The sequence below is a fragment of the Micromonospora chokoriensis genome (genome assembly GCF_000718555.1).
Classification (GTDB): domain Bacteria; phylum Actinomycetota; class Actinomycetes; order Mycobacteriales; family Micromonosporaceae; genus Micromonospora; species Micromonospora chokoriensis_B.
This window is the reverse complement of record NZ_JOAN01000021.1, coordinates 65,391-87,979: the sequence shown is the minus strand read 5'-3', so window position 1 is coordinate 87,979 and position 22,589 is coordinate 65,391. Positions and strand designations below refer to the sequence as shown.

Annotated in this window: 21 protein-coding genes; 8 read left to right on the top strand and 13 right to left on the bottom strand. The window is 69.5% G+C overall.

The features are described 5' to 3' along the window. Positions 1-5 precede the first annotated feature (5 nt). The 4 genes from IF46_RS0125380 to IF46_RS35660 all read left to right on the top strand — a co-directional run bounded on the left by IF46_RS0125380 (position 6) and on the right by IF46_RS35660 (position 5,299). Positions 6-1,325, top strand: a complete 1,320-nt coding sequence (locus tag IF46_RS0125380; RefSeq protein ID WP_030490891.1) for a ParB N-terminal domain-containing protein — start codon at positions 6-8, stop codon at positions 1,323-1,325. Continuing rightward, positions 1,322-3,211 carry a DEAD/DEAH box helicase gene (locus IF46_RS0125375; RefSeq protein ID WP_051724167.1) on the top strand — a complete coding sequence of 630 codons (1,890 nt, stop codon included), beginning with the start codon at positions 1,322-1,324 and terminating at the stop codon, positions 3,209-3,211. The genes IF46_RS0125380 and IF46_RS0125375 overlap by 4 nt, the downstream gene beginning before the upstream one ends. Continuing rightward, positions 3,201-4,112 (top strand): DUF3883 domain-containing protein, encoded by a 912-nt coding sequence (locus IF46_RS0125370; protein ID WP_030490889.1) that lies wholly within the window; start codon positions 3,201-3,203, stop codon positions 4,110-4,112. The genes IF46_RS0125375 and IF46_RS0125370 overlap by 11 nt, the downstream gene beginning before the upstream one ends. Before the next feature lie 170 nt (positions 4,113-4,282). Then, positions 4,283-5,299, top strand: a complete 1,017-nt coding sequence (locus tag IF46_RS35660; protein ID WP_084598039.1) for an HNH endonuclease — start codon at positions 4,283-4,285, stop codon at positions 5,297-5,299. A gap of 69 nt (positions 5,300-5,368) precedes the next feature. On the opposite strand, the gene IF46_RS0125365 is transcribed toward IF46_RS35660, so the two are convergent. Further along, entirely contained in the window at positions 5,369-5,674 is a 306-nt protein-coding gene (locus tag IF46_RS0125365; protein ID WP_030490888.1) for a helix-turn-helix domain-containing protein, read from the bottom strand. 77 nt (positions 5,675-5,751) lie between these two features. Here IF46_RS0125365 and IF46_RS0125360 point away from each other — a divergent pair, with 77 nt between their 5' ends. Further along, entirely contained in the window at positions 5,752-6,180 is a 429-nt protein-coding gene (locus IF46_RS0125360) for a VOC family protein (RefSeq protein WP_030490887.1), read from the top strand. Between the two features lie 57 nt (positions 6,181-6,237). Here IF46_RS0125360 and IF46_RS33425 read toward each other — a convergent pair whose 3' ends face one another. The 3 genes from IF46_RS33425 to IF46_RS0125345 form a co-directional block, all read right to left on the bottom strand. After that, positions 6,238-7,455, bottom strand: coding sequence for a hypothetical protein (locus tag IF46_RS33425; protein ID WP_157563466.1), 1,218 nt, complete (start codon positions 7,453-7,455; stop codon positions 6,238-6,240). A gap of 103 nt (positions 7,456-7,558) precedes the next feature. Further along, entirely contained in the window at positions 7,559-8,092 is a 534-nt protein-coding gene (locus tag IF46_RS0125350) for a hypothetical protein (protein ID WP_030490886.1), read from the bottom strand. Between the two features lie 45 nt (positions 8,093-8,137). Beyond that, complete coding sequence (locus IF46_RS0125345) at positions 8,138-9,289, bottom strand: hypothetical protein (RefSeq protein ID WP_030490885.1); 1,152 nt, start codon at positions 9,287-9,289, stop codon at positions 8,138-8,140. Between the two features lie 171 nt (positions 9,290-9,460). On the opposite strand from IF46_RS0125345, the gene IF46_RS0125340 reads away from it, so the two are divergent. Beyond that, the gene (locus IF46_RS0125340) at positions 9,461-11,002 is read left to right on the top strand and encodes a gluconokinase (RefSeq protein ID WP_030490884.1); all 1,542 of its coding nucleotides are present in this window, start codon (positions 9,461-9,463) and stop codon (positions 11,000-11,002) included. A 49-nt stretch (positions 11,003-11,051) separates the two neighbouring features. On the opposite strand, the gene IF46_RS0125335 is transcribed toward IF46_RS0125340, so the two are convergent. Further along, positions 11,052-11,336 carry a putative quinol monooxygenase gene (locus IF46_RS0125335; protein WP_030490883.1) on the bottom strand — a complete coding sequence of 95 codons (285 nt, stop codon included), beginning with the start codon at positions 11,334-11,336 and terminating at the stop codon, positions 11,052-11,054. A gap of 156 nt (positions 11,337-11,492) precedes the next feature. Here IF46_RS0125335 and IF46_RS0125330 point away from each other — a divergent pair, with 156 nt between their 5' ends. After that, the gene (locus IF46_RS0125330; protein ID WP_157563462.1) at positions 11,493-12,809 is read left to right on the top strand and encodes a serine hydrolase; all 1,317 of its coding nucleotides are present in this window, start codon (positions 11,493-11,495) and stop codon (positions 12,807-12,809) included. Between the two features lie 7 nt (positions 12,810-12,816). Here the strand turns inward: IF46_RS0125330 and IF46_RS33420 are convergent, their stop codons facing one another. The 8 genes from IF46_RS33420 to IF46_RS0125290 form a co-directional block, all read right to left on the bottom strand. Beyond that, the gene (locus IF46_RS33420; RefSeq protein ID WP_157563459.1) at positions 12,817-13,590 is read right to left on the bottom strand and encodes a hypothetical protein; all 774 of its coding nucleotides are present in this window, start codon (positions 13,588-13,590) and stop codon (positions 12,817-12,819) included. Positions 13,591-13,644: 54 nt separating this feature from the next. Beyond that, a complete protein-coding gene (locus IF46_RS0125320) occupies positions 13,645-14,403 on the bottom strand; it encodes a MerR family transcriptional regulator (RefSeq protein ID WP_030490880.1) in 759 nt (252 codons plus the stop codon). 50 nt (positions 14,404-14,453) lie between these two features. Continuing rightward, positions 14,454-16,709, bottom strand: coding sequence for a putative bifunctional diguanylate cyclase/phosphodiesterase (locus tag IF46_RS0125315; RefSeq protein ID WP_030490879.1), 2,256 nt, complete (start codon positions 16,707-16,709; stop codon positions 14,454-14,456). A gap of 333 nt (positions 16,710-17,042) precedes the next feature. Then, positions 17,043-17,276, bottom strand: coding sequence for a zinc-ribbon domain-containing protein (locus tag IF46_RS0125310; RefSeq protein WP_030490878.1), 234 nt, complete (start codon positions 17,274-17,276; stop codon positions 17,043-17,045). 182 nt (positions 17,277-17,458) lie between these two features. Next, on the bottom strand, positions 17,459-18,328 hold the full coding sequence (locus IF46_RS0125305; protein ID WP_030490877.1) for an SRPBCC family protein: 870 nt from the start codon (positions 18,326-18,328) through the stop codon (positions 17,459-17,461). Beyond that, positions 18,321-18,878: a winged helix-turn-helix domain-containing protein gene (locus IF46_RS0125300; RefSeq protein WP_030490876.1), complete on the bottom strand. Its 558-nt coding sequence runs from the start codon at positions 18,876-18,878 to the stop codon at positions 18,321-18,323. Before IF46_RS0125300 ends, IF46_RS0125305 begins: the two co-directional genes overlap by 8 nt. A 100-nt stretch (positions 18,879-18,978) precedes the next feature. Further along, the gene (locus tag IF46_RS0125295) at positions 18,979-20,322 is read right to left on the bottom strand and encodes a class I SAM-dependent methyltransferase (RefSeq protein ID WP_030490875.1); all 1,344 of its coding nucleotides are present in this window, start codon (positions 20,320-20,322) and stop codon (positions 18,979-18,981) included. Further along, positions 20,319-21,716: an FAD-binding oxidoreductase gene (locus tag IF46_RS0125290; protein ID WP_030490874.1), complete on the bottom strand. Its 1,398-nt coding sequence runs from the start codon at positions 21,714-21,716 to the stop codon at positions 20,319-20,321. The genes IF46_RS0125295 and IF46_RS0125290 overlap by 4 nt, the downstream gene beginning before the upstream one ends. A gap of 146 nt (positions 21,717-21,862) precedes the next feature. On the opposite strand from IF46_RS0125290, the gene IF46_RS0125285 reads away from it, so the two are divergent. Next, positions 21,863-22,573: an RICIN domain-containing protein gene (locus IF46_RS0125285; RefSeq protein ID WP_030490873.1), complete on the top strand. Its 711-nt coding sequence runs from the start codon at positions 21,863-21,865 to the stop codon at positions 22,571-22,573. Positions 22,574-22,589: the final 16 nt, after the last annotated feature.

Here is a 22,589-nt window from a genome sequence, read left to right as displayed (position 1 = left end):
TTCGCATGCCCAACCCGATTCTGGACCAGGATCGTGTGGCGATGCTGCAGGCCCGCAATCCCGTCCGGCACGTGTTAGTTCCGGCCTGGCCGCGCGAGCAGAAGGAGCTTCCGCAGGTCGAGGTCGAGGTCACGTGGGTGCACTTTTCCACGCTGAACCACCGCACCCAGGCCGAACAGCGCCGTGAGATCCATTTGGCCGGACAGCCAGACCTGTTCACCGCCGACCCTTTGGGACCAGCCGCCCAGGAGGCGCAGTACCGCATCCTCATCGGCCAGGAGGGCTTCAAGGAGCTCAAGGAGGACCTGAAGGATCGGGGCCAGCAGGACCCAGCCATCATCACCGCCGAAGGCGTCCTGATCAACGGCAACCGGCGCACCGCCGCTCTGCGATCCCTCTATCAGGAAGACGACTGGCTGAAGGCCCGCTACGTCCAGTGCCTGGTCTTGCCGGACGACGCCCAGCCCGACGAGCTGGTCGACCTTGAAGCCGAGCTGCAGATTGCGCGCGACTTCAAGCAGGGGTACTCCTGGATCAACGAGGCATTCCTTATTGAGGAGCTTTACGATCGTGAGGGCAAAGACTTCGCACGGGTCGCCAAGCGCATGCACAGCGACGTCGCGAAGGTGCGGGATTTGCATGAGAAGCTCCAGCAGGTGCACCAGCTGGTCGATCTGGCAAAGGGCGCGCGCCTGCACGTCGACTTCACCGACAACGAGTCGGCCTTCACGGAGCTCGCCCGGCACATTCGAAACAAGCCGCCGGCGGAGGCCGACAGCGTACGGTCCGCATACTTCCTTGGAACTTTGGCTAACGTGGAGTATCGCAAGCTACGGCACCTACAACGTGCCGACGCGGCTGAGCTCATCCGAAGGGAGGTCGAACGCGACCCCTCGCTGAAGCCGGTGCTCGATGCTGCTCAGTCTGCAGCGGCCTTTGGTTCAGAAGACGACCTGCTGGATGACCTGCTCGGCGAGGACCCGCCCGGGCAGCCGTTGAACGAGCTACTGGGCCTAGTCGCCGCTCGGACGCCTGATGAAAGCCTGCCGCTCGGTGATGGCGACAAGGTCTCCACCCGCCAGGTGCTCAGCTCGCTGCGCAGCGCGATTACCGCCGTCGCCGACGAGGCCGCAGACGAGGCTGCCGACCAGTCGGCGGCCAAGGCACCGCTCATTCACGCCGATAAAGTGATCAACGGCTTGAAACGGATCCGTAAAGATCTCCCGAAGGCACGAGCCCAAGCCGAGTGGGACGAGCATGCCTTCAACCTCAAAATGATCGAAATCCAAGGGCTGTTGAACGAGACCGAGGGCCGAAAGGCGTGATCGTCGCCGAGCTCTACCAGCAAGGCCGCCCCCTAGTCGTCGTTACCCGCCAGGCTTCGGCCGTCACCGGCGCCTGGGCCCGCCTACAGGCTGCCATGTCTCGCGGCATCGTCGGCGGCTCACCCAACCGCATGGACGTACGCGTGGACGTCTTTCTCGCCGAGTTGCCGGCGCTACGCGAGGTCCGGACGATCTTCCATGAGCAGCTCGACCTAGGCCCGACGCTTCGCGAGCAGGTCCGCTCGTTGATTGCTGACCAGAAGCGCCGTGAGCACGTCGCCGCTGGCATCCGGCCAACGAGCTCCGAAGCGCTCGCCGCCGAGCTCGCCGCCGCCGGCTTCCGGCGCAAGTTACGGGATTTCCAGTTAGAGAACCTCGCGCTGATCCAGCAGCTGCCACATGGTGCCGACTTCTCCGTGCCGGGTGCCGGCAAGACCACAGTCGCGCTGGCCAACTACACCCTGGCTCGCACGCGCGGCGAGGTTGAGCAGCTCCTTGTCATCGCACCCCTCGCCGCCTTCGAGGCATGGCGGGAGGATGCCGCTGCTTGCTTCGAGCACCCGCCGACCATCACGGTCCACACCGGTCCAAACTCGATCTACAGCGATGTCGAGGTATTGCTCACCAACTACAACCGAGTCGCTTCCGACTACGACCGCATCCGGGATTACGTCGGCCGTCGCTCGACCCATGTCATCCTCGACGAGGCACACCGGGTCAAACGCGGCGCGCAGGGTGTGCACGGCCGCGCGGTGCTCGATCTCGCCTATGCCGCCAAGCGCCGCGACATCCTGACTGGCACTCCCGCGCCCCAAGGCGCCTTCGACCTGATCGCCCTGATGCGTTTCCTGTACCCAGGGCAGGATCAGAAGATCTTGCCAGCCAGCGCCTACAACGAGCGCGCTGGCCGCGACGACGACGTGCTGAGCGAGACCAGCCGGGCGATCCAACGCTACTTCGTCCGAACACCGAAGTCTCGCCTCGGGCTGCCTGGCACCACCTTCGACGTGGTCACCCGCGCGATGAGCCCGATCCAGCAGGCAATTTACGACGCTCTACTAGGCCGCTATCGCGGCGACTTTGGGCTGGACCGTCCGGCCCGACGGCAGTTCGACCGGCTCGGCCGGGTCGTTATGTACCTGCTCGAAGCCGCAACCAACCCCATGCTGCTGGTAGCCGGCTCTGACGACGCCGACCAGCGCGGCTTCATGCACCCTCCGCTCGCCCTTGATGGCAACGAGCCACTCACCGAGCTGTTGACCCGCTATCGCGACTACGAGACACCCTGGAAGTACGAACACGTCAGGGAGATGGCCGAACAGGCGCGCGACCGCGGCGAGAAGATCATCGTCTGGTCAACATTCGTGCGCAATATCCGGTCGCTCGCCACGCACCTTAACGGCTTCCAGCCAGCCATCGTGCACGGAGGAGTGCCGACGCAGGATGGGGCGCCGGCCGGGGCATTAACCCGAGAATCCGAGCTGGAGCGCTTCCGGCACGATCCTAGCTGTCACGTTCTGCTCGCCAACCCGGCCGCTTGCGGCGAGGGCGTCAGCTTGCACCACTGGTGCCACCATGCCATTTATCTCGACCGGACCTTCAACGCCGGCCACTTCTTGCAAAGCCAGGACCGCATTCACCGGCTCGGTCTCAGCGAGGAAGTCATGACGCGCTTCACGCTGCTTTTAAGCGAGGAAAGCATCGACGATACCGTCAACGCACGACTACGCGAGAAAATCCTCGCATTGTCCGCGCTGATGAACGACCGAGGTCTAGTTCGCGTCTCACTCCCCGAGCCAGACGAGGGTGCGCCCGAAAAACCGGTGGTATCAGACGATATGCAGGCCGTCGTGTCTCATATCAAGGCACGGCTCGATGCTGCCTAGGCGCGGTGCGGCGTACGCTGTACTGCTGCTCTGCTATGCCGCCCGCCTTGCGGCGCGCCGCGACATCGCCGATTGGGTCCGCGCCGCGCGTACCCACGGCACCTTCGTCGCGGCCGCCACCGACCTGACCACCCCCGCCGAGTACCTGCTGGCTTCTGGCCTTGCTAGGCAGGCCGAGGCCATAATGCTGGCAACCCCACTAGCCGGAATTGCCGGCACCGCCGACGACACCACACTGCGCCACATCGCCCGGGTGCTGCTAACCACCGACCCTCCCGCCTGGTTACGAATCGCAGTGTCGCCCCGAGGGGTCGCCCGCCAATACATCCCAACCGCCGATCTGCGCGCGCTTGAATGGCTCGACCCCGGGCTCGACGACATCCTCATCGACATATGCAGTGCGGTGAGTCGCCCGCGCGACACCGACTTCCGCAAGCGCATCGGGGACGCCGCCGAGGCGGTGATCCTGGAGGCGCTGCGAGCACACGGCTGTCACCCAACTCATGTCGCGTCGATTTCAGACGCTTTCGGCTATGACATTGAGCTCGCCGGCCCTCCCAGGCTTCGCATCGAGGTCAAGGGGTGCAGCGCGAACAACCGCGGCACATTCCATCTGAGCCGCAACGAGTACGACAAGAGCCGGTTTCACCGCGACGAATGGCTGCTCACGCAGGTTGTTTTTGCGAACGAGGCTTTCGTCGCGCCCCACATCAAGCCATCGCACATAATCGGTATATTCGAGGTCAGCGCTCACGACATTGCGCTAGCCGTGCCCCCAGACACCACAGAATTCATCTGGACCGACTCGGCGGTGATCGCGCCGCCTCCCTCAGCATGGCGATCGGCACCATACGCAGTCGCCGACGTAACCCTGCCGGGCCTGTCCGGCCAACACCTCTAGCTTTGCTTAAACAAGGGCTAACGCGAATCACTGCATGGATACAGGCGACTTCTCCAGGGTCTAATTTTAGTGAGTTCGGCTACGATCGTGGAGGGCTGAATAGTGCGAAGAACCAGACCGACGACTGTGTGGTGCTCATCTGTTTATCGAACTATCAAGGGTAGGCGTTGATGCCCTCCGAGCGGGACTACCTGGATCTCACCCAGGCGCAGGCAACGAGCCAGTGGCGGGCTGTTCTGACTCGGAGTCCACGTCCTGGACGTAAGCAAGTTCCCTTCACGCCAGTGGAGACGCTACTCTGCCTTGCCGCAAGCTTTGTCTTCGACCGCCGCAGGTACGGTGGATCGACGAGCCATCTAGCTGCGGAGCCGATTCCCACCCTGGCCAAGCTTTTTTCGCGACCTAATGGCAGCTTGATCGCAAAGATGTCGAATCTTGATGGCAGTCTCGCGCACGGGGCCAAGCACGAGGTTCTCGTAGCTGCGCAGCTCCTCTCCTCGCCCGTTCAACTCGGGGCGATCTACCGGCTGATGCTCGAAGCCGCACGCCGGGTGGGCATAGGACAGGATAAATTGCCCGACTTTCTCGGGCTCGAAGGCGACGACCAGCTCACGCTGATGGGCCAGGAGGAACTGGCGCAGTCGGACCTAGAGGCGGCCGTTCACGGCCAGGCCACTAGGTGGGCACAGAAGTACCCCGATATTGATGAGCCGTTGACCGAGAGGCTTCTAACTGCTGTTGCCCGAGTTGGGCAACACCGATTCGCGCGGAATGTACTTAAGAATAATGGTCACCGCTGCACCTTGTGTGGGCTAGGTGCACGAGCCGGCGAATTAATTGCCCACCGGATGCTAGTGGCTAGCCATATCAAGCCATGGCGAGTGAGCAGCCCGCGTGAGCGACTTGACCCGCGGAACGGAATCGCAGCCTGCCCTACCCATGACGTCGCCTTCGACACAGGGCTTCTTACAGTGGATCACCACCTGCGAATCCACGTTCATCCTGAGGTGCAGGCAGCTGCAGAAATCGACTCTCCGATGCGTTCATCATTCGGACGGCCCCCACTGTCGCAACACCTTTTACTTCCGGCCGGCTCCGTTCCGCCCAGCAGGCGCTACCTTGATTGGCATTACAGACACGTTTACCAGCAACCGCAGGGTCCGGCATCTGGGTCCTCGACGCGGTAGCCATCTGCTCGGCGGGCGGGCGATGGCTGAAGGCCGGACAATTCTTCTGCGGGGCCTAACGAGGCGGGCTCACGGCAGCACCACAACTTCGTTCGAAGCGAACCTGACGTCCAGCCTTCGGTCCAGGGCTCGGGCTAGGCGCTCCAGCACCGGCAGGGTCGGCACTGTCCCGCCTGCCTCGAAGCGAGCCACCGCGGACTGAGTCATGCCGGCGGCTCGGGCCAACTGGCTCTGACTCCAACCGTGCCCCTCGCGTAGGTGACGAACCTCCTGACCAAGCTCGAAGGCGATGCGGGTGGCCTCGTAGGTCTCGGCCGCTCCCGGCTCCGCCATCCGGCGCTCACGCAGGTCGTTCCAGTCCAGGCGATCACTCATCGCTCCACCTCCGCCACATAGCATCAATGCTATGGGGTGACGGGTGCAAACGAGCTCCTGGCGTTAGGTTGAAGGCCATGGAGCAGCGGATCAGCCTGATCACTCTGGGAGTCGCGGACGTAGCCCGCGCGAAGGCGTTCTACGAGCAGCTCGGCTGGCAAGGCCAGGAGGTCGAGGAGACGGTCTTCTTCCAGGCCGGCGGCCTGGCCCTCGTCCTCTGGGGCCGCGACAAGCTCGCCGCCGACGCCGGCATCGAAGGTCCGGGTTCCGGCGCGATGACTTTGGCCCAGAACGTCCGCTCGCGAGCGGAGGTAGACGAGGTAATCGCCACGGCAATCAAGGCCGGCGGCGAGGTAACCACGCCTGCCCGGGAGACCTTCTACGGCGGCTACGCCGGCTACTTCGCCGACCCGGACGGTCACCTCTGGGAGATCGCCTGGAACCCGGGCTTCACCCTCGCCGAGGACGGCACCCTGACCGTCCCCAACTTCAGCGCCACGAACTAAGGCTCAGCGCCACGAACTGAGGAGCCGGCACAGACGCCGCGCCGACACAGACGCCGATCAGGGTGTCGGCGACGGGCAGAGCAGCGGGTCCAGCAACGGAAGCTGAAGAGGATCCAGGCAGACCGCCAGCAGCCCCGGATCAGGCGAAGGCGTAGAGGTCGCAGTCGGGGTCGGGGTCGGCGAAGCCGACGCGACAGGCGGCGTCGGGACGGCTGACGCAGGGGGGTCGGTGCTGGGGACCGGCCCCGGCGTCGGCACCGAACTGACCGACGGTGCCGGGGCAACCGACGGCGTTGCGGCCGGCGGCAGGGCCACCGCAACAGCAGCTTCCACCACTGTAGAAGCTGCCGGAGCCGACCGCTGCACAGGCGGCGCATACGGCCAGCTCGCTGCGGCACGGTCGACCGCTCTGGCCCGCGACTTGGGTGCCACCGGCCCGACGGGAGGCACCGGAACGAGGACAACCCTCGGCACGTCCATGGCGACGATCTCCGCCGAGGGCACCGGCCCGCGAGGACCCCACGCACCGGGCCCCAGAGCGCCGGGCCCCAGAGCGCCCGGGCCCAGCGTCACGAACACCACGGCAGCGGCGGCGGCAGCGCCGAGCGCCCGCCGGTCGGGGCGTACCGCCGTCAGCGGCGCCTCGTCGGGTTCCACCAGCGGCAGCAAAGCAGGCCGAGCACCCCGATGAGCGTCCAGCAGGGCGTCGACCTGGGCGACAACGGCAGCACGATCCCCGGCAACCGCGAGGGTGAGGTAGAACCGGAAGTTCACCACCGCGCCGGCCGGGACGAGCAGCCCAGCAAGTCGACCACGGTCGGGCAGCAGGGTGACCGGCACGTCGGGGTGGTGGGCGGGGCCGACCAGGTCCGCGTACCGCCACTCGCGCCGGTGCTCACCGCCGCCGAAGGCCACTCGTCGGCTGGTCACGACGGCCATCCCGGTGTCGACGACCCGCAGGCCCGTCGGCAACACCGGATCCGCGGTCTCGGCGAAGTCAGATAGGCCGGGGGTGGGCAGCCCGGGGATGTGCCGCGCCTCGGCCTCGACGAGCTGGGCGACGGGGAGGACGCGGAAGACGAGTTCGTCGTCGTCGAGCTGCACGGGCAGGCCGGTGCGGGGCTGCGTACACCCGAGGAAGCTGGCGGCTTCGATGCGGAGCCGGGCCAGGTGGTCGTTGCGGCGTTGCCAGGCGTCGGTGGCGTCGCGGTACGCGCGCTGCCGGCGCTCGTTCTCGCGTTCGGCCCAGGCGATCCGCCAGGGGGCACAGGCCACAGAGGTCACGGTCACACGCGGTACAACCGCTCACGTACGTGACAGGCAACGCGACCGCGATCGATGTGTCCCGTTGTGCCCGGAAGGAGAGAGTTGCAGATGGTCAGCCGGCCCGGCGGCGGTCCGTCATCGGATCCCGGACCGGAAACCGCGATTGGGTACGCGGTGGGTACGCCTCGCAGTGCTCGGCCCAGTGTTCGGCGGCGGTGGCCAGGGCGTCCGCCGAGACGGTGAGGATGAGCGGGTAGATCGCGCTGGACGGGCGGCGCATCCACGGTGGCAGCGACTCGGCGGAGAACTCCACGATCAGCTCCAGCCGGCGGCGGCGCAGCACCCGGCTGCGCAGGGCCAGGTTGGGTTCGGTGAACCGGACCATGGCCGGCGGCGCGCTCAGCCCGAGGGCGGCGTTGGCCTGCCCGTGCAGCCAGCCGCCGAGCGCGCGGGCCTCCTCCACCATCAGGCTCGGGTAATGGTGCGACCAGGTCTGACCGTCGGCGGTGCGGGCGTCCACCTCGATGAGCAGCCAGTCGTGCCAGCCGGGCACCACGCCGTCGGGGTCGTCGGGCGGGTCGATGCCGGGCTGGTAGCCGACGGGGCGTATCCGCACCCGAGCGCCATCGTCAGACCGGATCTCCACTCGATCATTCTGGCCGATCAAAGCGGACTTTAGCCCCCGAATCGGTCACTTCGTGACGGTCCGCCGCACGCCCTCGTGTTCGACGCACGCGTCGGACCGGCCGCCGGCCAGGCTTATCGACCCGTCGCGGCACTGCACGAGGTAACCGCGACCCGCCCAGAACTGCGGTACGCAGTCGAACCAGTCGCACACCTCGGCAGCCGGCTTGCGGATCCGCGTACCGCCACAGAAGTCGTACCCCAGCGGGTTCTCCGGCGCCCCGCAGCGCGGGCCCTGGGTCGTGCTGGGCGACGGCCGTGGTGACTTCGCCGGTTTCGACGGCGAGGTCTTCGGCCCGAGCGGTGGGCCGGCCGGGCGGATCAGCGCGGGCGCCACGCTGGCGGTGGGTGCCGGGGTGGCGGCGGCGGCGACCTCCGCGCCGCCCGTCGGGTCGGACGGGTTCGACTCGATAAGCGCCGCCGGCACCAGCAGCGCGATGGCCGCCGCTACCGCGATGGTCCGCCGGCCACCGGGCACGAACGACGACAGCCGGGCCTGCCCGGGGGTGGCTGCGGCCGGCCGGAACGGCTTGAGCTGGGCGTGCTCGGCGATCAGCTCGTCGAGCTGGGCGAGGACCGCGGCGCGCTGCTCGATCGCGTCGGCGAAGGCCAGCGTCAGCTTGAACCGGAAATCCGGCGCGGCGTCGGTGGGCAGCAACAACCCGGAGGTACGCCGCCGGTCCAGCACCTGGATCAGGGTGACCGGCGCCGCCGGGTCGTGGGCCAGGCCGGTCATTCGGCCGTACGCCCAGTCGCGCCGGCCCCGCCCGCCGAGCAGCACGAGCCGACGGCTGGTGATCAGGGCCATGCCGGCGTCGGTGACGCGTACGCCGTCCGGGCGGCGCGGGCGCAGCGGACCAGTGCGCGGGGCGACCGTGAGGTCCGGTGCGGGCAGCACAGTGGTGTGCCGTACCTCGACCAACTGCGCGGCGGGCAGCGCCCAGAGCACCACCTCGTCGGCGGCCAACTCCAACGGCAGGCCGGCACCGGCCGCCGCCGAGCCCTGGAAGTCGGCGGCCAGGGCACGTAGCCGCCGTAACTCGTCGTCGCGTCGCTGCCACGCCGCCTCAGCGCCGCGGTAGGTGCTGACCCGCCGCACGTTCTGCCGGTGCGCCCACCGGTACCGCCAAGTGGAACCCGTCGATTCAGTCTTTGCCACGCCGACTCCTTCGCCGCGCAGGCCACCAATCTGGGGGTGTCACACGGTTTAACAGTCGCGGCGCGGCGGCCGGACACGCCGAATCGGGCGAACTGTCCGATCGGTGGAGCAACCAGCACGATAGGGGGATACTGATCGCGGCGGTTCATGTTCTCCGAGGGGGTGGCGGTCGTGCCGGCAGTCACCCTGCATGGGGTCGTGATCGGGGTCGACATCGGCACCACAAGCACCAAAGCCATCGCGTACGACACCGAGGGGCGGCAGCTCGGCAGCCACGCGGTCGGCTACCCGCTGGACAACCCGCAACCCGGCTACGCCGAGCAGGACCCGCACCTCATCCTCCAGGCGGTGCTCAAGACGATCAGCGTGGTCGTGGCCGAGCTGGTGCAGCCGGTGGCCGGGCTGTCGTTCAGCTCCGCCATGCACAGCCTGATCGGGCTGGATCGGGACGGTAATCCGCTCACCCCCTCGGTGACCTGGGCCGACTCGCGGTCGACCCGACAGGCCGAGCGGTTGCGGGCGGTGCCGTCGGGGCTGGCCCTGCACCGGCGTACCGGCACGCCGATGCACCCGATGTCGCCGCTGCCCAAGCTGCTCTGGTTCGCCGAGCAGGAGCCGATGCTCTTCGAGCGGGTGGCGCACTGGGTGGGCATCAAGGACTGGGTGCTGCTGCGGCTCTGCGACGCGCTTGTCGTCGACCACTCGATCGCCTCGGCCACCGGCCTGCTCGACATCCACAAGCTGGAGTGGGACCACGAGGCGCTGACCATCGCCGGCATCACCGAGGAGCAGCTTCCACAACTGGTCGCCACCACCGCCGTGCTGCCCGGCCTCACCCCGCAGGTCGCTGCCGAGACCGGCCTGCCGGAGCGCACCCCGGTGGTGGTCGGCGCGGGCGACGGGCCGCTGGCGAACCTCGGCCTCGGCGCGGTGCACCCCGGCATGGTGGCCTGCTCGATCGGCACCAGCGGCGCGATGCGGGTGATGGTCGAGCGGCCCGGCGTGGACCCGCTCGGAGGGGTGTTCTGCTACGCGCTGACCGAGCAGCGCTGGGCGGTCGGTGGCGCGATCAACAACGGCGGGATCGTCCTCAAGTGGGCCGGCGCGGCGCTCGCCCCGGATCTGGGCGAGCACGCCGAGGAGGACCTGGTCGCCCTGGCGGCCCGCGCGCCGGTCGGCTCGGGCGGGCTCATCATGCTGCCGTACCTGCACAGTGAACGGGCACCGCACTGGAGCGCCCTGCCGCGCGGCGCGTACGTGGGGTTGACCCACGGGCACCGCCGCGAGCATCTGGTGCGGGCCGCGCTGGAGGGCGTCTGCCAGCAGCTCGCGCTGGTGCTCAGCTCGGTGCGCGCCGCCGGCAACGAGGTCCGCGAGGTCCGCGCCGGTGGCGGCTTCGCCCGCAGCGGCCTGTGGCGGCAGATGCTCGCCGACGCCCTCGGCCTGCCGGTCAGCTTCCCGGCCGCGCACGAGGGGTCGAGCTTCGGCGCGGCGCTGCTCGGCATGCAGGCGCTCGGGCTGATCCCCAGCATCGACGTCGCCGCCGACCTGGTGCGGATCGAGGAGACGGTCCGCCCGGACCCGGCCGCCGCCGCCACCTACGCGGCGCTGCTGCCGCTCTTCGCCGAGCTGTACGACGCCCTGACACCCACCTTCGCCTCGATCCGCCGGATGGCGCCCGGCCTGCCCACCGGCCCGGAACCACCGGCGTGACCGCTGCCGGCTCGCGCCGGGTCAGTGACCGCTGCCGGATCGTGCCGGGTCAGGGCGCCTCGACGCTGGCGATCAGGTAGCGCTGCACGTCGGCGTCGAGGATGGCCGCTTCCTGCACGTCGTCCGGCCCGGAGCCACGGAACGCGGCCAACTGCTCGGCGGACTCCCAGCGTTCGTAGACGTGGATCCGGTCGGGCTCCAACGGGTCCGCCGCCAGCAGGAAGTCGAGGCAGCCGGCGGTGGCGCGGGCCCGCGCGATGACCGGGCCGCAGTCGGACAGGTAGGCGTCGCGGGTGGCCGGTTCGACACGCAAGCTGCCTGCGATGATCAACATGGTGGACCTCCTAGCGTCGAGGTTGCTGATGAGCATGATGTCTGTGAGTCATCGTGATGCCTGTGTGTCATCACGCTCGTCAGGACATCCCCGCCCAGACGGGTGACACGGTTCCCGCCGGCCTCACCCGCCACCAGCGCTTCATATCGTGCAAACGTGAGAAAAAGCGACAAGAGGCGCTCATCTTCCCTGCTGGGGAACTCTGCCCGCGTACCCCTGAAGTGGCTGTCGGCGGCGGTCGCGCTCGCGGTGGTCGCGACGACCGGGCCGGCCACCGCGGACGGCCCGGGCCGCGAGCCCGCCGCGGAGAGCCACGAGCCCGGGGTGGAACCGACGCCGGAGCGCCCGCCGACGAGCGAGGTCTCCTGGCTGTCGTTCCCCGGTGGGGCGTTCGCGGTGGACTCGCTCGGGCACACCGTGCGCTACCGCGCCTGCGACGGCGACACCGGTCGGGTCGCCGACCCGAACATGCAGGTAGCCGCCGGGGTGGCCAGCGGTGCTGTCGTCGTCGGAGGCACGGCCTACCGCTACCGGGTGCCGCTGGTCGGGCGCAGCGAGGGCACGCTTGAGGTGATCCAACGGCACCGCCCGCCGACGACCCTTACCGGTGTGGTGGTCACCAGCCCGCAGCCGCCCACCGACCCGGTCGCCGGGGCCCGGCTCTTCCCACTCAGCGGGCAGCTCGCCCGGGTGGTCGCCGACGCGAGCCTCAACCCGGCCGGTGTCACCGTCCGCGACCTGTCCGGCCGCTACGGCGACCAGCAGATCGCCGTCAACGGCTCGCTGCGTCCCAAGGCGGCCAGCGTGATCAAACTATGGATCCTGGTCGAGCTGCTGCGCCGGGTCGACTGTGGACAGGTCGCCCTCGACGACGGGGTGCTGGTCACGCCCCAGGACGTGGTCGGCGGCACCGGTCAACTGCAGTTCGAGACGTTCCCGCAGGTGGTCACCCTGCACCGGCTCGCCCAGTACCTGATCAAGTACAGCGACAACGTGGCCGCGAACGTGCTGATCACCTACCTGGGTGGGTTCGCCCCGGTCAACGCGCTGATCGACTCGATGAACCAGCGCTCCACCATCCTGGCCCGCCGGATGCTCGACAGCGCGGCGGCGCAACGCGGCGAGGAGAACTACACCAGCCCGGACGACGTGGTGTCCCTGCTCGGCGCGGTCTGGGACGGCGAGATCCTCACCCCCGCCTCCCGCGACCTGATGATCGGGTTCATGCGGGAGCAGACCCTGAACACGAAGATCCCGGCGGCGTTGCCCCCCGGGGTGCCGGTGGCCCACAAGACCGGCGACCTGCCGGACGCCTCCCACGACGTCGGCTACTACCTGATCCCCGGCACCGAGACCGCCGTCGCGTTCCTCACCGCCGGGCCGATGGCCACCGGCGACGAGACGGTCCGACGGATGGCCCGTACGGTCTACGACTTCCTGGTCACCCCCGTCGACGGGGCGGTCGAGGAGTGAGCCGACGTCAGGCGCCCGGGATGTTCGCCGGCGGGTCCTCGCCGACCAGGTCGGCCGCCGGCGGGTCCGCCGACACCGACAGCCCGAAATCCGAGTACGTCAGGTCGAGCTGTGCGGTCTGCGACTGCTCGCTGGCCAACTCGATGCGGTAGCGGACCAGCCGACCCTGCTCGTCGACGGCAGCGGTGAACGGCACCGCGCCGGCCCGGTCACCGAGCACATTGCCGACCCCGCTGCCCAACACCGCGCTGCTCTGGCGCAGGTCCAGCGTGCCCGCGTACTCCCGGGTGGCGGTCTGCCGGACGGCGGTCGCCGTGCTGAGCGTGCCGGCCAGCTTGGTGTTGTCCAGGCCCTGCTTGGCCGGCGGTGCACCCGGAGCGCCGACATGCCACCAGGTCTTGCCGTCCCAGACCGGGACGCGCCGGTCCGGTGCGCTGATCCGCACGTAGACGTCCGGCCCGGTGGTGAGCCGTTCGATCTTCACCTCGCCGCTCGGGACCTTCAGGGAGGTGGTCTCCACACCACGCTTCGCCCTCGGGTCCCAGAGCACCACAGTGCCGTCCCCGCCCGTCGTCCCGCCGCTGCTCAACGTCAGCTTGTAGGTCTGCTGGTCGACCTTCCCGGCGGCGGCCTTCAGCACACCGACCGGGTCGGTCGGGCCCGCCGACGCCGCCGGACGACCCGGCTCGGGCTCGTCCCCGAAGGCCACGAACGCCCACACCCCGGCGGCGACCGCCACGGCGAGGACGGCACCAGTGACGATCAGCTTCGGTTTCTGCACGGTCATCTCCCCGGGGGCGGTGCGGTCCGGCCAGAGTAGCCGGACCGCACCGACTCACGCGCGGCTGATCGCGTTGGCGTGGATCGCCTCGTGTAGATACGCGGCGAGCCCTTCGGCGATGTTCTCGAAGTACGCGGTGAACCGCTCGTCGGCCAGGTACATGTCGGCCAACCCGGTCTGCATCTCGTACGAGCACTCGTAGAACCAGCGGCTGATCAGCTGCCGGTGCTCCTCGGCCAACTCCATCGCCTCCGGGCTGTCCGCCGACGCCCCCGAGGCCATGACGGCGACCATCCGCCGACCCCACTCCTCGTTCTCCGCCTTGTTACGCAGCCAGTCTTCCTTGCTGTAGCGGGCGACCCGCCGGTTCGACTCCCGGTACGCGTCGGTGTCGCCCCACCGCTGCTCGGCCTCGGCCTGGTGCTCCTCCGGGTCGAAGTCACCGAAGACCTCGAACCGCTCCTCCGGCGTGAGTTGGATGTTCATCTTGCTCGCCTCCATCGCGAACTCGATCGCCGTGACCATCTCCTGCAACCGCTTCAGCCGTACCGTCAGCAGATCGTGCTGGCGGCGCAGGTGCGCGGCCGGATCGGCCGCCGGGTCGTCGATGATCGCGGTGATCTCCTCAAGCGGGAAACCCAGCTCCCGGTAGTACAGGACGAGTTGCAGCCGTTGCAGGTCCGCGTCGTCGTAGCGGCGGTAACCGGCCGAGGTCCGCCCGCTGGGCGAGAGCAGCCCGATCTCGTCGTAGTGGTGCAGCGTCCGCACCGTCACGCCGGCCACCTTCGCCACCTGACCCACCGTGTACGCCATGGTTCCCCTCCCTTCCGGGAACCAGGCTCCCGCCTGCCGCTACGTGAGAGTCAACTCCGATTCTGGCCCACCATGGCGGGGCCGTCCGGCCGCCCGTACAGATAGCCCTGGCCGCGTGGGCAGCCGATCGCAGTGACCGCCTGGTGCTGGCGCTCGGTCTCCACGCCCTCGGCGACCACCGCCAGGTCGAACGCGCCGGCCAGTCGGGTGACCATCTCCACGGTGGCGTACGCCCGGTCGTCGGTGCCCAGTCGGGACACGAACGACCTGTCGATCTTCAGCTCGGTGGCCGGGATGCGGTGCAGGTAGCTCAGCGACGAGTAGCCGGTGCCGAAGTCGTCGATGGCGATCCGGATGCCCAGCTCCCGGAGCTGGTGCAGCCGCTCCAGCACCGCCTCGGTGCCCTCGATCAGCGCCGACTCGGTCAACTCCAGGGTCAACGCTCGCGGTGCCAGCCCGGCCGCGCTGGTCGCCGCGGTGACCGTGGCGATCAGGTCCGGCCGACGCAGGTGCGCGGCGGCGATGTTCACCGCGACGGTCGCCTCCGGCACCCGGCACCGCCAGGTCGCCGCCGCCCGGCACGCCTCATGGATCACCCACCGGTCGATCGGCAGGATCAGCCCGGTCTCCTCGGCCAGCGGCAGGAACTTCGCCGGCGGCAACATCCCCAGCCGGGGGTGCCGCCAGCGCACCAACGCCTCGGCGCTGCGTACCGCGCCGGTGGCCAGGTCGACGATGGGTTGGAACTCCAGGCGCAGCTGGTCCTCGTCGACCGCCCGACGCAGATCGGCGATCAACTCAGCGCGGGAGACGGCCGACTCGCGCAGCGTCGGCGTGCACGTCCGGTACGCGGACTTCCCGGCCGCCTTCGCCGCGTACATGGCGATGTCGGCGTCGCGCAGCAGATCGGAGTGGGTGGCGTGCTGCGGGCCGAACTCGGCGATGCCGATGCTCGCCGACGGGTGCACGCCCACGTCCTCCTCGTCGTCGGAGGGCCGCAACGCGTCCAGCAACCGCTCGGCGAGCCGCTCGGGCGCCACCGGCCGCTCACCGTCGACAAGCACCGCGAACTCGTCGCCGCCGAGCCGGGCGATGGTGCCGTCGCCGTCCACGGCAACCCGCATCCGGGCCGCGAGCCCGGTCAGCAGGGCGTCCCCGGTGGCATGCCCGAAGCGGTCGTTGACCTGCTTGAACCCGTCCAGGTCGAGCAGCAGCACCGCCACCGGTCGCCCGTCGCGCAGGGCCACCCGCAACCGCCGGTTGAACAGCAGCCGGTTGGGCAGCCCGGTGAGCTGGTCGCCGTACGCGAGCCGGCGCAGCCGGGCCACCAACCGGAGGTTCTCGTTGGCGGCCAACCCCTGACGCACGGCGAGGGCCGCGAGCAACGCCATCATGGTCACGAACACCAGGTGCGGAGTCTGCCCGGTGGGCCGGCGGGCCAGCACCACCGCGATGATCGCCCCACCCACCGGCAGGTACGGCAGCGCCACCCGCCACCAGGGCGGCAACGGCGACTCGGCGATGTCGTCGGTGCCGTCGCAGGCCGACGGCGGCGGGTTCCGGGTGGCCAGCCCGATCAACAGGTAGCTCAACGGCCAACACAGGTCGATCGGGTGACCGGCGGTGTAGTCGGCGCGGGCCACCAACGACACGTAGACGACGTCGGCGACGACCCGCAGGGTGAGGCTCGCCGCGAGGATGCTCATCGGCCGCCACATCGGCCGGGCCGGGCCGGACACCGCGACCAGGATGGTGAGCTGCATCAGGTCGAACATCGGGTAGAGCAGCCCCAACGTGCGCGCCGGGTCGGCCAGCTCGGCGGCGGCGACCCCACGGAAGACCAGCACCCAACCGATCGGCACCAGGGCCAGGGCGACGATCACCCCGTCCAGCAACGTACGGGCCCGCCCGACCGCGCTGCGTGGTGCGGACGGCGAGCTGAGCAGCGCGGCAGTGCCGGTGAGGATGCCGGCGGTGAAGACCACCCCGACCACCGGCGTGTGCGGCAGGTCCCCGCCGACGAGCCGCTGCACCGTCCAGATCGACCGACCGAACGCGGCGAGCGCCATGGTGACGGCGAGCAGCGTCCAGAACCGGCGCAGCGGCGCCGGATGCCGGCGGGCCGCCCCGATGCACGCGAGCGTCGCCCAGCCGGCGACAAGCATCGCGCCGAGATCACTTACCAGCGCGGCGCCGGGCAAGCCGGCGACCAGCCAACCCGCCTCCAGCAGGATGACCGCAGCCGCGAGGAAGGCACCAACGGGGTTGAGCGACCCCGCAGCCTGCTTTCCGTCCTGTCGGGACACGGTCGCTCCGGCTCTTTCGTCGTGCGTGCACCCTCGGGAGGACCGGTCCACGGCAAGCCCCGAAAGCCTAACCAGCGCCCAGAAACGCCGCCAGGGCCGAAAGTGCACGCCGGATCCGGCTCCCGGCCTACCCCGGCTCGCGGCTCGGGTCAGCGGCCGGCGGAGCGGTTCCAGGGTGAGCGGGGCAGTGTGGTGCCGGCCAGGGGGCGGCGTGCGCGGCGGCGTCTGCGCCGTCCGGGGGTGCAGGGTGGGCGGGCAACGGTGTGCACGGCCACGTCGACCGAGGACGCTGGTCGGCGGATCAGCCAGCAGAGGAAGCGTTCCATCGTCGGATCAGCCGACCGGGAGGCGCTCGGCGTCGGACTTGGAGATCTCATACTCCGCCGCGCAGAACGTGCACTGCTGCGCGTACCTGGTGCGGATCGGTATGAGGGGGATGAAGAAGAGGGTGAATTTCGTCGAGCGGCGGGTGATCACCTGTGCGGCCTGGTTGCCGCAGTGGCGGCAGACCTGCTGCACGACACCGGACCGGTCGACCTTGGTGCGCAGACCAAAGATGAAGAACATCGCCCGCCAGTACCCACTCAACCGCGAAAAGTCACCAGATCCCACCAGCGAATCACTGCGGCCCGTCCCGCAACCGCAAGATCGTGCTCGATCCGGATGTAGTGGCCTCCGGGGCGAACGAGGCCACTACATCCATGATCGAGCACGATCAAGGCGAGACGATCAACGCGAGGATGGCGACCTCAGCTCGTCGGTGCGGGCTCCAGGCCGGGGATCTCGGCGGGGAGCCAGATCGGCTGCCAGTTCGCCACCTCGTGGTAGCGGCGCAGCTCGAACAGCCCGGCAACCGACCCACTCCAGGCCGCGTACGGCGGGTTGGCCTCGTCGAAGCCGCTCTGCACGAAGGTCAGCGTGGTGCGGCCACCGGATTCGGCCAGCTCCCAGCTCGTCACGCCGGTCGGCCCCCAGTCGACGGACATCTTCCGACCGGGCTCCAGGTCGACGACCTTGGCCGCGTAGCCGGCGTCGAACCCGCCCATGGCGTACCGGCCGCCAACCCAGGGCTCGATGCCGATCGGGTAGCCGAACCAGGCGCTGGCCTGCTCGGAGTCGGTCAGTGACTCCCACACCTTGTCGGCGGGGGCGGCGATGACCAGCTCACCGCGCAGGTCGGCGGAGGTGAAGTCGGTGCGGGGCAGCAGCGGCTTGCCCTCCAGGTGGGCGGCCAGGTTGGCGATGGCCAGCGCCCAGTACGTCTGGAGCACGCCCCGGATGCTGGAGCCGCTCATCGCCTCGGCGAAGTCGAAGTGGCTCTGGGTCAGCGTCAGCACGGTGCTGTCGGTGCCCTCGGCGGTGAGCTGGAACTCGGTGGTGGTCTCCACCCCGTCGAGCAGCCAGCCGAAGCGCAGCGTGTCGTCGTCGGCGTGCAGCAGGCGCTGGTGCGGGGCATCGCCCTCGGGCGTGTAGCGGCCCCAGAACTCGTACCGCTGGGGCAGCTCGACCTCGGCGTGCTCGGCCAGCCAGAGACGCAGCTCGGCCGGGTCGGTCAGGGCCTGGCGAACCCGCCCGACCGGCGCGGAGAGACGGGCCTGCACCTTCATCGGTTCACTCATTGTCGTTCCCTTTCGGATAGCAGGCGACGGCCAGCTTGAAGGCATCGCCTTCGCTGCCGCCGTAGCGGGTGAACAAGTCCTGAAGTGCGGTTTGCAGGTCGTGCAGGAACTGTTGGCGCTGCTCGGCCGGCACTCGGATCTCGCCGGAGACCCCGATCGAGGGCAGCTCGGGCGCCGCCCGGTCCAGGCCGGCGATGTCGGCCTGGACCTCCTCCATCAGGTCGAGCAGGTAGCCCAGGCTCAGCTCGTCGCGGGCCCGGCGCAGCCCGATCCGGCCGACGAGCCGCGGGGACAGCCAGTAGGACCGGGCGGCGGCCTGGTAGATGCCTTCGGTGATGCCGCGGACCTTGCGTTCGTTGACCAGCTCGACGAGGCCAGCCGCGACGAGCTGCTTGACGTGGTAGTAGACGCGTTGTGGCGTCTGGTCGAGTCGGGCCGCGACCTCGGTGCAGGTGCGCGGTTCGGCCAGTTGCCGCAGCACCTCGACGCGCTGCGGCTTGAGCAGGACTTCGGCCTGCTCGATCTGCTCCAGGTACAGGACGTCTCTCATGGCAAAACCAGTTTGTACGTACAAAATTTGTTTGTCAATCGCTTCGCGAGAAGCCGCGCCGACTTTCTCGACGCGGCCTCAGGCGACGGTCAGCAAGTGATCAGGGCAACCAGTCCGGTCGCAACGGGTAGCCGTTCACGCCGTCCGGGCCGTTGTGGGTCGCCAACACCTGGTGCAGTTGGATGCCGTTGCGCTCGAACGCCATCCGCGACCCGGCCATGTACAGCCCCCACACCCGTGCGGTGCCCGCACCCACCTCCGCGACGCAGAAGTCCCACTGCTCGACCAGGTTGCGACACCAGGCGGCAAGCGTCAGCGCGTAGTGCTGGCGCAGGTTCTCCTCGTGGTGCACCTCGAACCCGGCATCGTGCACCTCGCTGATCAACCGGCCCGGCCCGGCCAGCTCACCGTCCGGGAAGACGTACCTGTCGATGAACGCGCCGGAGCGGTGCGGCGCCCGATTGTCCGCCCGGGTGATGCAGTGGTTGAGCAGGCGCCCGCCCTGCCGCAGCCGACTGCGCAACGCCCCGAAGTACGCCGGGTAGTTGCGCACCCCGATGTGCTCGGTCAACCCGATCGAGGAGATGGCGTCGAACTGCTCGGCCGGCGCGTCCCGGTAGTCCAGGTGTCGCACCTCGGCCAGCTCGGTCAACCCCTCCCGCTCGATCGCGGCCTGCGCCCACTGCGCCTGCGCCTTCGACAGGGTCACCCCGAGCGCCTTTACGCCGTACTCGCGCGCCGCGTGCCGCACCATGCCACCCCAGCCGCAGCCGACATCCAGCAGCCGCATCCCCTTCTTGAGCGCCAGCTTGCCGGCGACCAGGTCGTACTTCGCCGCCTGAGCCTGCTCCAGCGTGTCGTCCGGAGAGCCGAAAACCGCGCAGGTGTACGTCATCGACGGGCCGAGCACCTTCTCGTAGAAGGCGTTGGAGACGTCGTAGTGGTGCGAGATGGCCGTGCTGTCCCGAACCCGCGAGTGCCGCAGCCCGTTCACCACCCGCTTCCACCGGGGCTGCGCCTCCTGCGGCGGTGCCGGCGGCGGCATCAGCCGTTCCCAGCCCAGCCCACGGACCAGCGCCAACCCCTCGGCCAGCGACGGTGGGCGCAACCGCAGCTCGTCCTTGAGCACCCGCAACGCCTCGTACGGGTCGCCCGGGTGCACCCCCTGCAACGCCAGGTCACCACTGACGTACGCCCGGGCCATGCCCAGGTCGCCGGGTGCGGTGAGGAGGTACGACAGCCCACGCTCGGAACGGATCGCCAGGGTGATGCCGGCGTCGGACGGGCCGACGGCGCTGCCGTCGTACCCGGTGATCCGCACCGGCAACGGCCCCGTGGTGACCGCGCGGACGACATCCGCGACGGTCGGACCCGTGTGCCGGCCCCCCGCCGGCGGGGTGGCGGGAACGCTCGCCGCCCCCTGATCTCTGTCGGTCAGGCTCATGCTCGTGCTACCGCCTTTTCGTACAGTCCCGTCAGCCGGTGGTCCGGGTCGTAGCGGTCTTTCACCGCGCGCCACGTGTCGCCGCCGTAGAGGCGATCGAAGGCGTCCCGGTCGTAGTACGCGTCGGAGTAGAGCGACTTGTGCCCGCCCGACTCCGACACCCTGCGTTCGATCATGCGGTTGACGTCGCCGTCGGCGGCGCCCGCCGCGATCGGCACGCTCCCCCAGAACCCAATGTTGACGTAGTCCTGCCCTGGCCGGAGTGGATACAGCGGCCAGGACCGTGCCGAACCAGGGCCCGCCGGCTCACGCAGTCGCAGCGGGCACAGCCAGACCGGGTTCATCCCCACCGCGCCGGCGAACCAGCGCAGGAAGTCGGCGGTCTGGTTCAACGGGATCTCCACGTCCTGCACGACCCGCTCCCGGGCCGGTTGCCCACGCAGCCGGTCGATCCGGGCCGCCACCTGGTGTCGGTGCTCCAGCCGGACCAGTCGGTGGTAGAAGTCGCTGCGCCGGTAACGCGCCGGCCAGAGCCTGCGCACGACCGGGTGCTGCGCGCCGAACGCCGCCGAACACCAGAACCAGTCGGTGTCCCAGCGCCACAGATAGTCGTACGCGGTGAGCACGTCGCGGGTGCGCTGGCGCAGCGACCGGTAGTAGATCGCCTGACCGGTGTAGTCGCTGGGCGGGTCGGCCCCGTCGGTGAACGTGGCGAACACCAGGTACGCCTCGCCAGGGCTGAACATCACCCCGTCCATCGCGTCGACCCGCTCGCCGGCCCAGGACCGGGTCGCGGTCACCTCCGCGATCGCGTCGGTGAGCGCCTCCAGTTGGGTGAACCGGACGTTGCGCAACGCCACGTACCGGCCGACCGGTTGCAGCTCGATGCGCAGCCGGGTGGCGTAACCGAGGCTGCCCAGCGAGTTGGGGAACGCGGTGAACAGGTCGGCATGCTCGCCGTCGGGGCGGGCGGTGACGATCTCGCCGGAGCCGGTGAGCACGTCCAACTCCCGCACCGACTCGTGCGGCAGGCCGTTGCGGAACGAGGTCGACTCGATGCCGAGGCCGGTCACCGCGCCGCCCAGCGTGATGGTGCGCAGCTGCGGCACCACGAGCGGCATCAGCCCGTGCGGCAGCACCGCGTCGACCAGGTCCTCATAGGTGCACATGCCCTGCACGTCGGCAGTGCGGCCGGTCGGGTCGACCGACAGCACGCCGTTCAGGCCACTTACGTCGAGCCCCGGAGCCCGGGGAGCAGACCGGGGGCGGAACAGGTTGGAGGTGCGTTTGGCGAGCCGGACAGGCTCGCCCGTGGGCACCGCGGCGTACGACCGCCGCAGCGTGTCCACCGCTTGATCATGGCCAATCGGGTGATCCACACGCTCAGCGCGCATGTGATCACCTTACGCTCACCTCTTGAAAACCGTGGGATGTCGACGCTGGCAGTTTCCCGCGCGGTGGCATGCCCGACGGCTCCCCAACGGCGGGTGCGCACGGCCGGACTGGCTCCGACGCGATGTCGTGGGTGAGGATGACGCCTATGCCGCCCGAGGAACGCCCCGATTCCGCCGGCACCGTCTATGGCGGTCACCGGGCATCACGCTCCGGCCCGCTGGCCGATCCGCTGCTGCGCGTCGCGGTGGCGGTCGGGGTCGTCGGCGTACTCCTGGGGGTCGTCTTCGCCACCGGGCTGCTCGACGGTGACGACGAGCCGGCCGTGCCGGCGGCGGTCGGGACGCCGTCGGGCGCGGCCCAGCCCAGTGACCCGGTCGGCGAGCCGAGCCCGAGCGCACCGGCCGAGCCGTCGCCGACCCCGTCGGCCAGCACGCCGGCCGCCCCGCCCACCGGGCCCCGGTCGCTGCGTGCCGCCTCGGGCCTCTGCCTGGGTCTCGACGGCGACGGCGAGAAGGCCGAGGCCGAGTTGGCCGTGTGCACCGGCGGCCCGGAGCAGCAGTGGGTGCTCAACCCGGCCGGCGCGGACGTGCTGTCGTTGACCAACGCCGCGTCCGGGCAGTGCCTCGACGTCGAGGGTGGCAGTCGGGACGACGGCGCACGGTTGCAGCAGTTCCCCTGCCACGGCGAGGTCAACCAGCAGTGGCGGCTCGGCGGGGCCGGTACCGGCGCGGCGCTGCTCGTCGCCGCGCACAGCAACAAGTGCGCCCAGGTCGACGACGACGGCGTCGAGGCCGGCGACGACATCCGGCAGCGACCCTGCGACGGCCGGCCGTCGCAACAGTGGACGCTGGGCTGACCGGCCGACGCGTCGC

What these genes read in the sequence shown, in the direction of transcription:
- IF46_RS0125295 (WP_030490875.1), bottom strand. Translation starts at nt 20,322, where the DNA reads ATGAGCCTGACCGACAGAGATCAGGGGGCGGCGAGCGTTCCCGCCACC.
- IF46_RS0125285 (WP_030490873.1), top strand. Translation starts at nt 21,863, where the DNA reads ATGCCGCCCGAGGAACGCCCCGATTCCGCCGGCACCGTCTATGGCGGT.
- IF46_RS0125335 (WP_030490883.1), bottom strand. Translation starts at nt 11,336, where the DNA reads ATGTTGATCATCGCAGGCAGCTTGCGTGTCGAACCGGCCACCCGCGAC.
- IF46_RS0125360 (WP_030490887.1), top strand. Translation starts at nt 5,752, where the DNA reads ATGGAGCAGCGGATCAGCCTGATCACTCTGGGAGTCGCGGACGTAGCC.
- IF46_RS0125365 (WP_030490888.1), bottom strand. Translation starts at nt 5,674, where the DNA reads ATGAGTGATCGCCTGGACTGGAACGACCTGCGTGAGCGCCGGATGGCG.
- IF46_RS0125370 (WP_030490889.1), top strand. Translation starts at nt 3,201, where the DNA reads ATGCTGCCTAGGCGCGGTGCGGCGTACGCTGTACTGCTGCTCTGCTAT.
- IF46_RS35660 (WP_084598039.1), top strand. Translation starts at nt 4,283, where the DNA reads ATGCCCTCCGAGCGGGACTACCTGGATCTCACCCAGGCGCAGGCAACG.
- IF46_RS0125380 (WP_030490891.1), top strand. Translation starts at nt 6, where the DNA reads ATGCCCAACCCGATTCTGGACCAGGATCGTGTGGCGATGCTGCAGGCC.
- IF46_RS0125305 (WP_030490877.1), bottom strand. Translation starts at nt 18,328, where the DNA reads ATGAGTGAACCGATGAAGGTGCAGGCCCGTCTCTCCGCGCCGGTCGGG.
- IF46_RS0125290 (WP_030490874.1), bottom strand. Translation starts at nt 21,716, where the DNA reads ATGCGCGCTGAGCGTGTGGATCACCCGATTGGCCATGATCAAGCGGTG.
- IF46_RS0125310 (WP_030490878.1), bottom strand. Translation starts at nt 17,276, where the DNA reads ATGTTCTTCATCTTTGGTCTGCGCACCAAGGTCGACCGGTCCGGTGTC.
- IF46_RS0125320 (WP_030490880.1), bottom strand. Translation starts at nt 14,403, where the DNA reads ATGGCGTACACGGTGGGTCAGGTGGCGAAGGTGGCCGGCGTGACGGTG.
- IF46_RS0125300 (WP_030490876.1), bottom strand. Translation starts at nt 18,878, where the DNA reads ATGAGAGACGTCCTGTACCTGGAGCAGATCGAGCAGGCCGAAGTCCTG.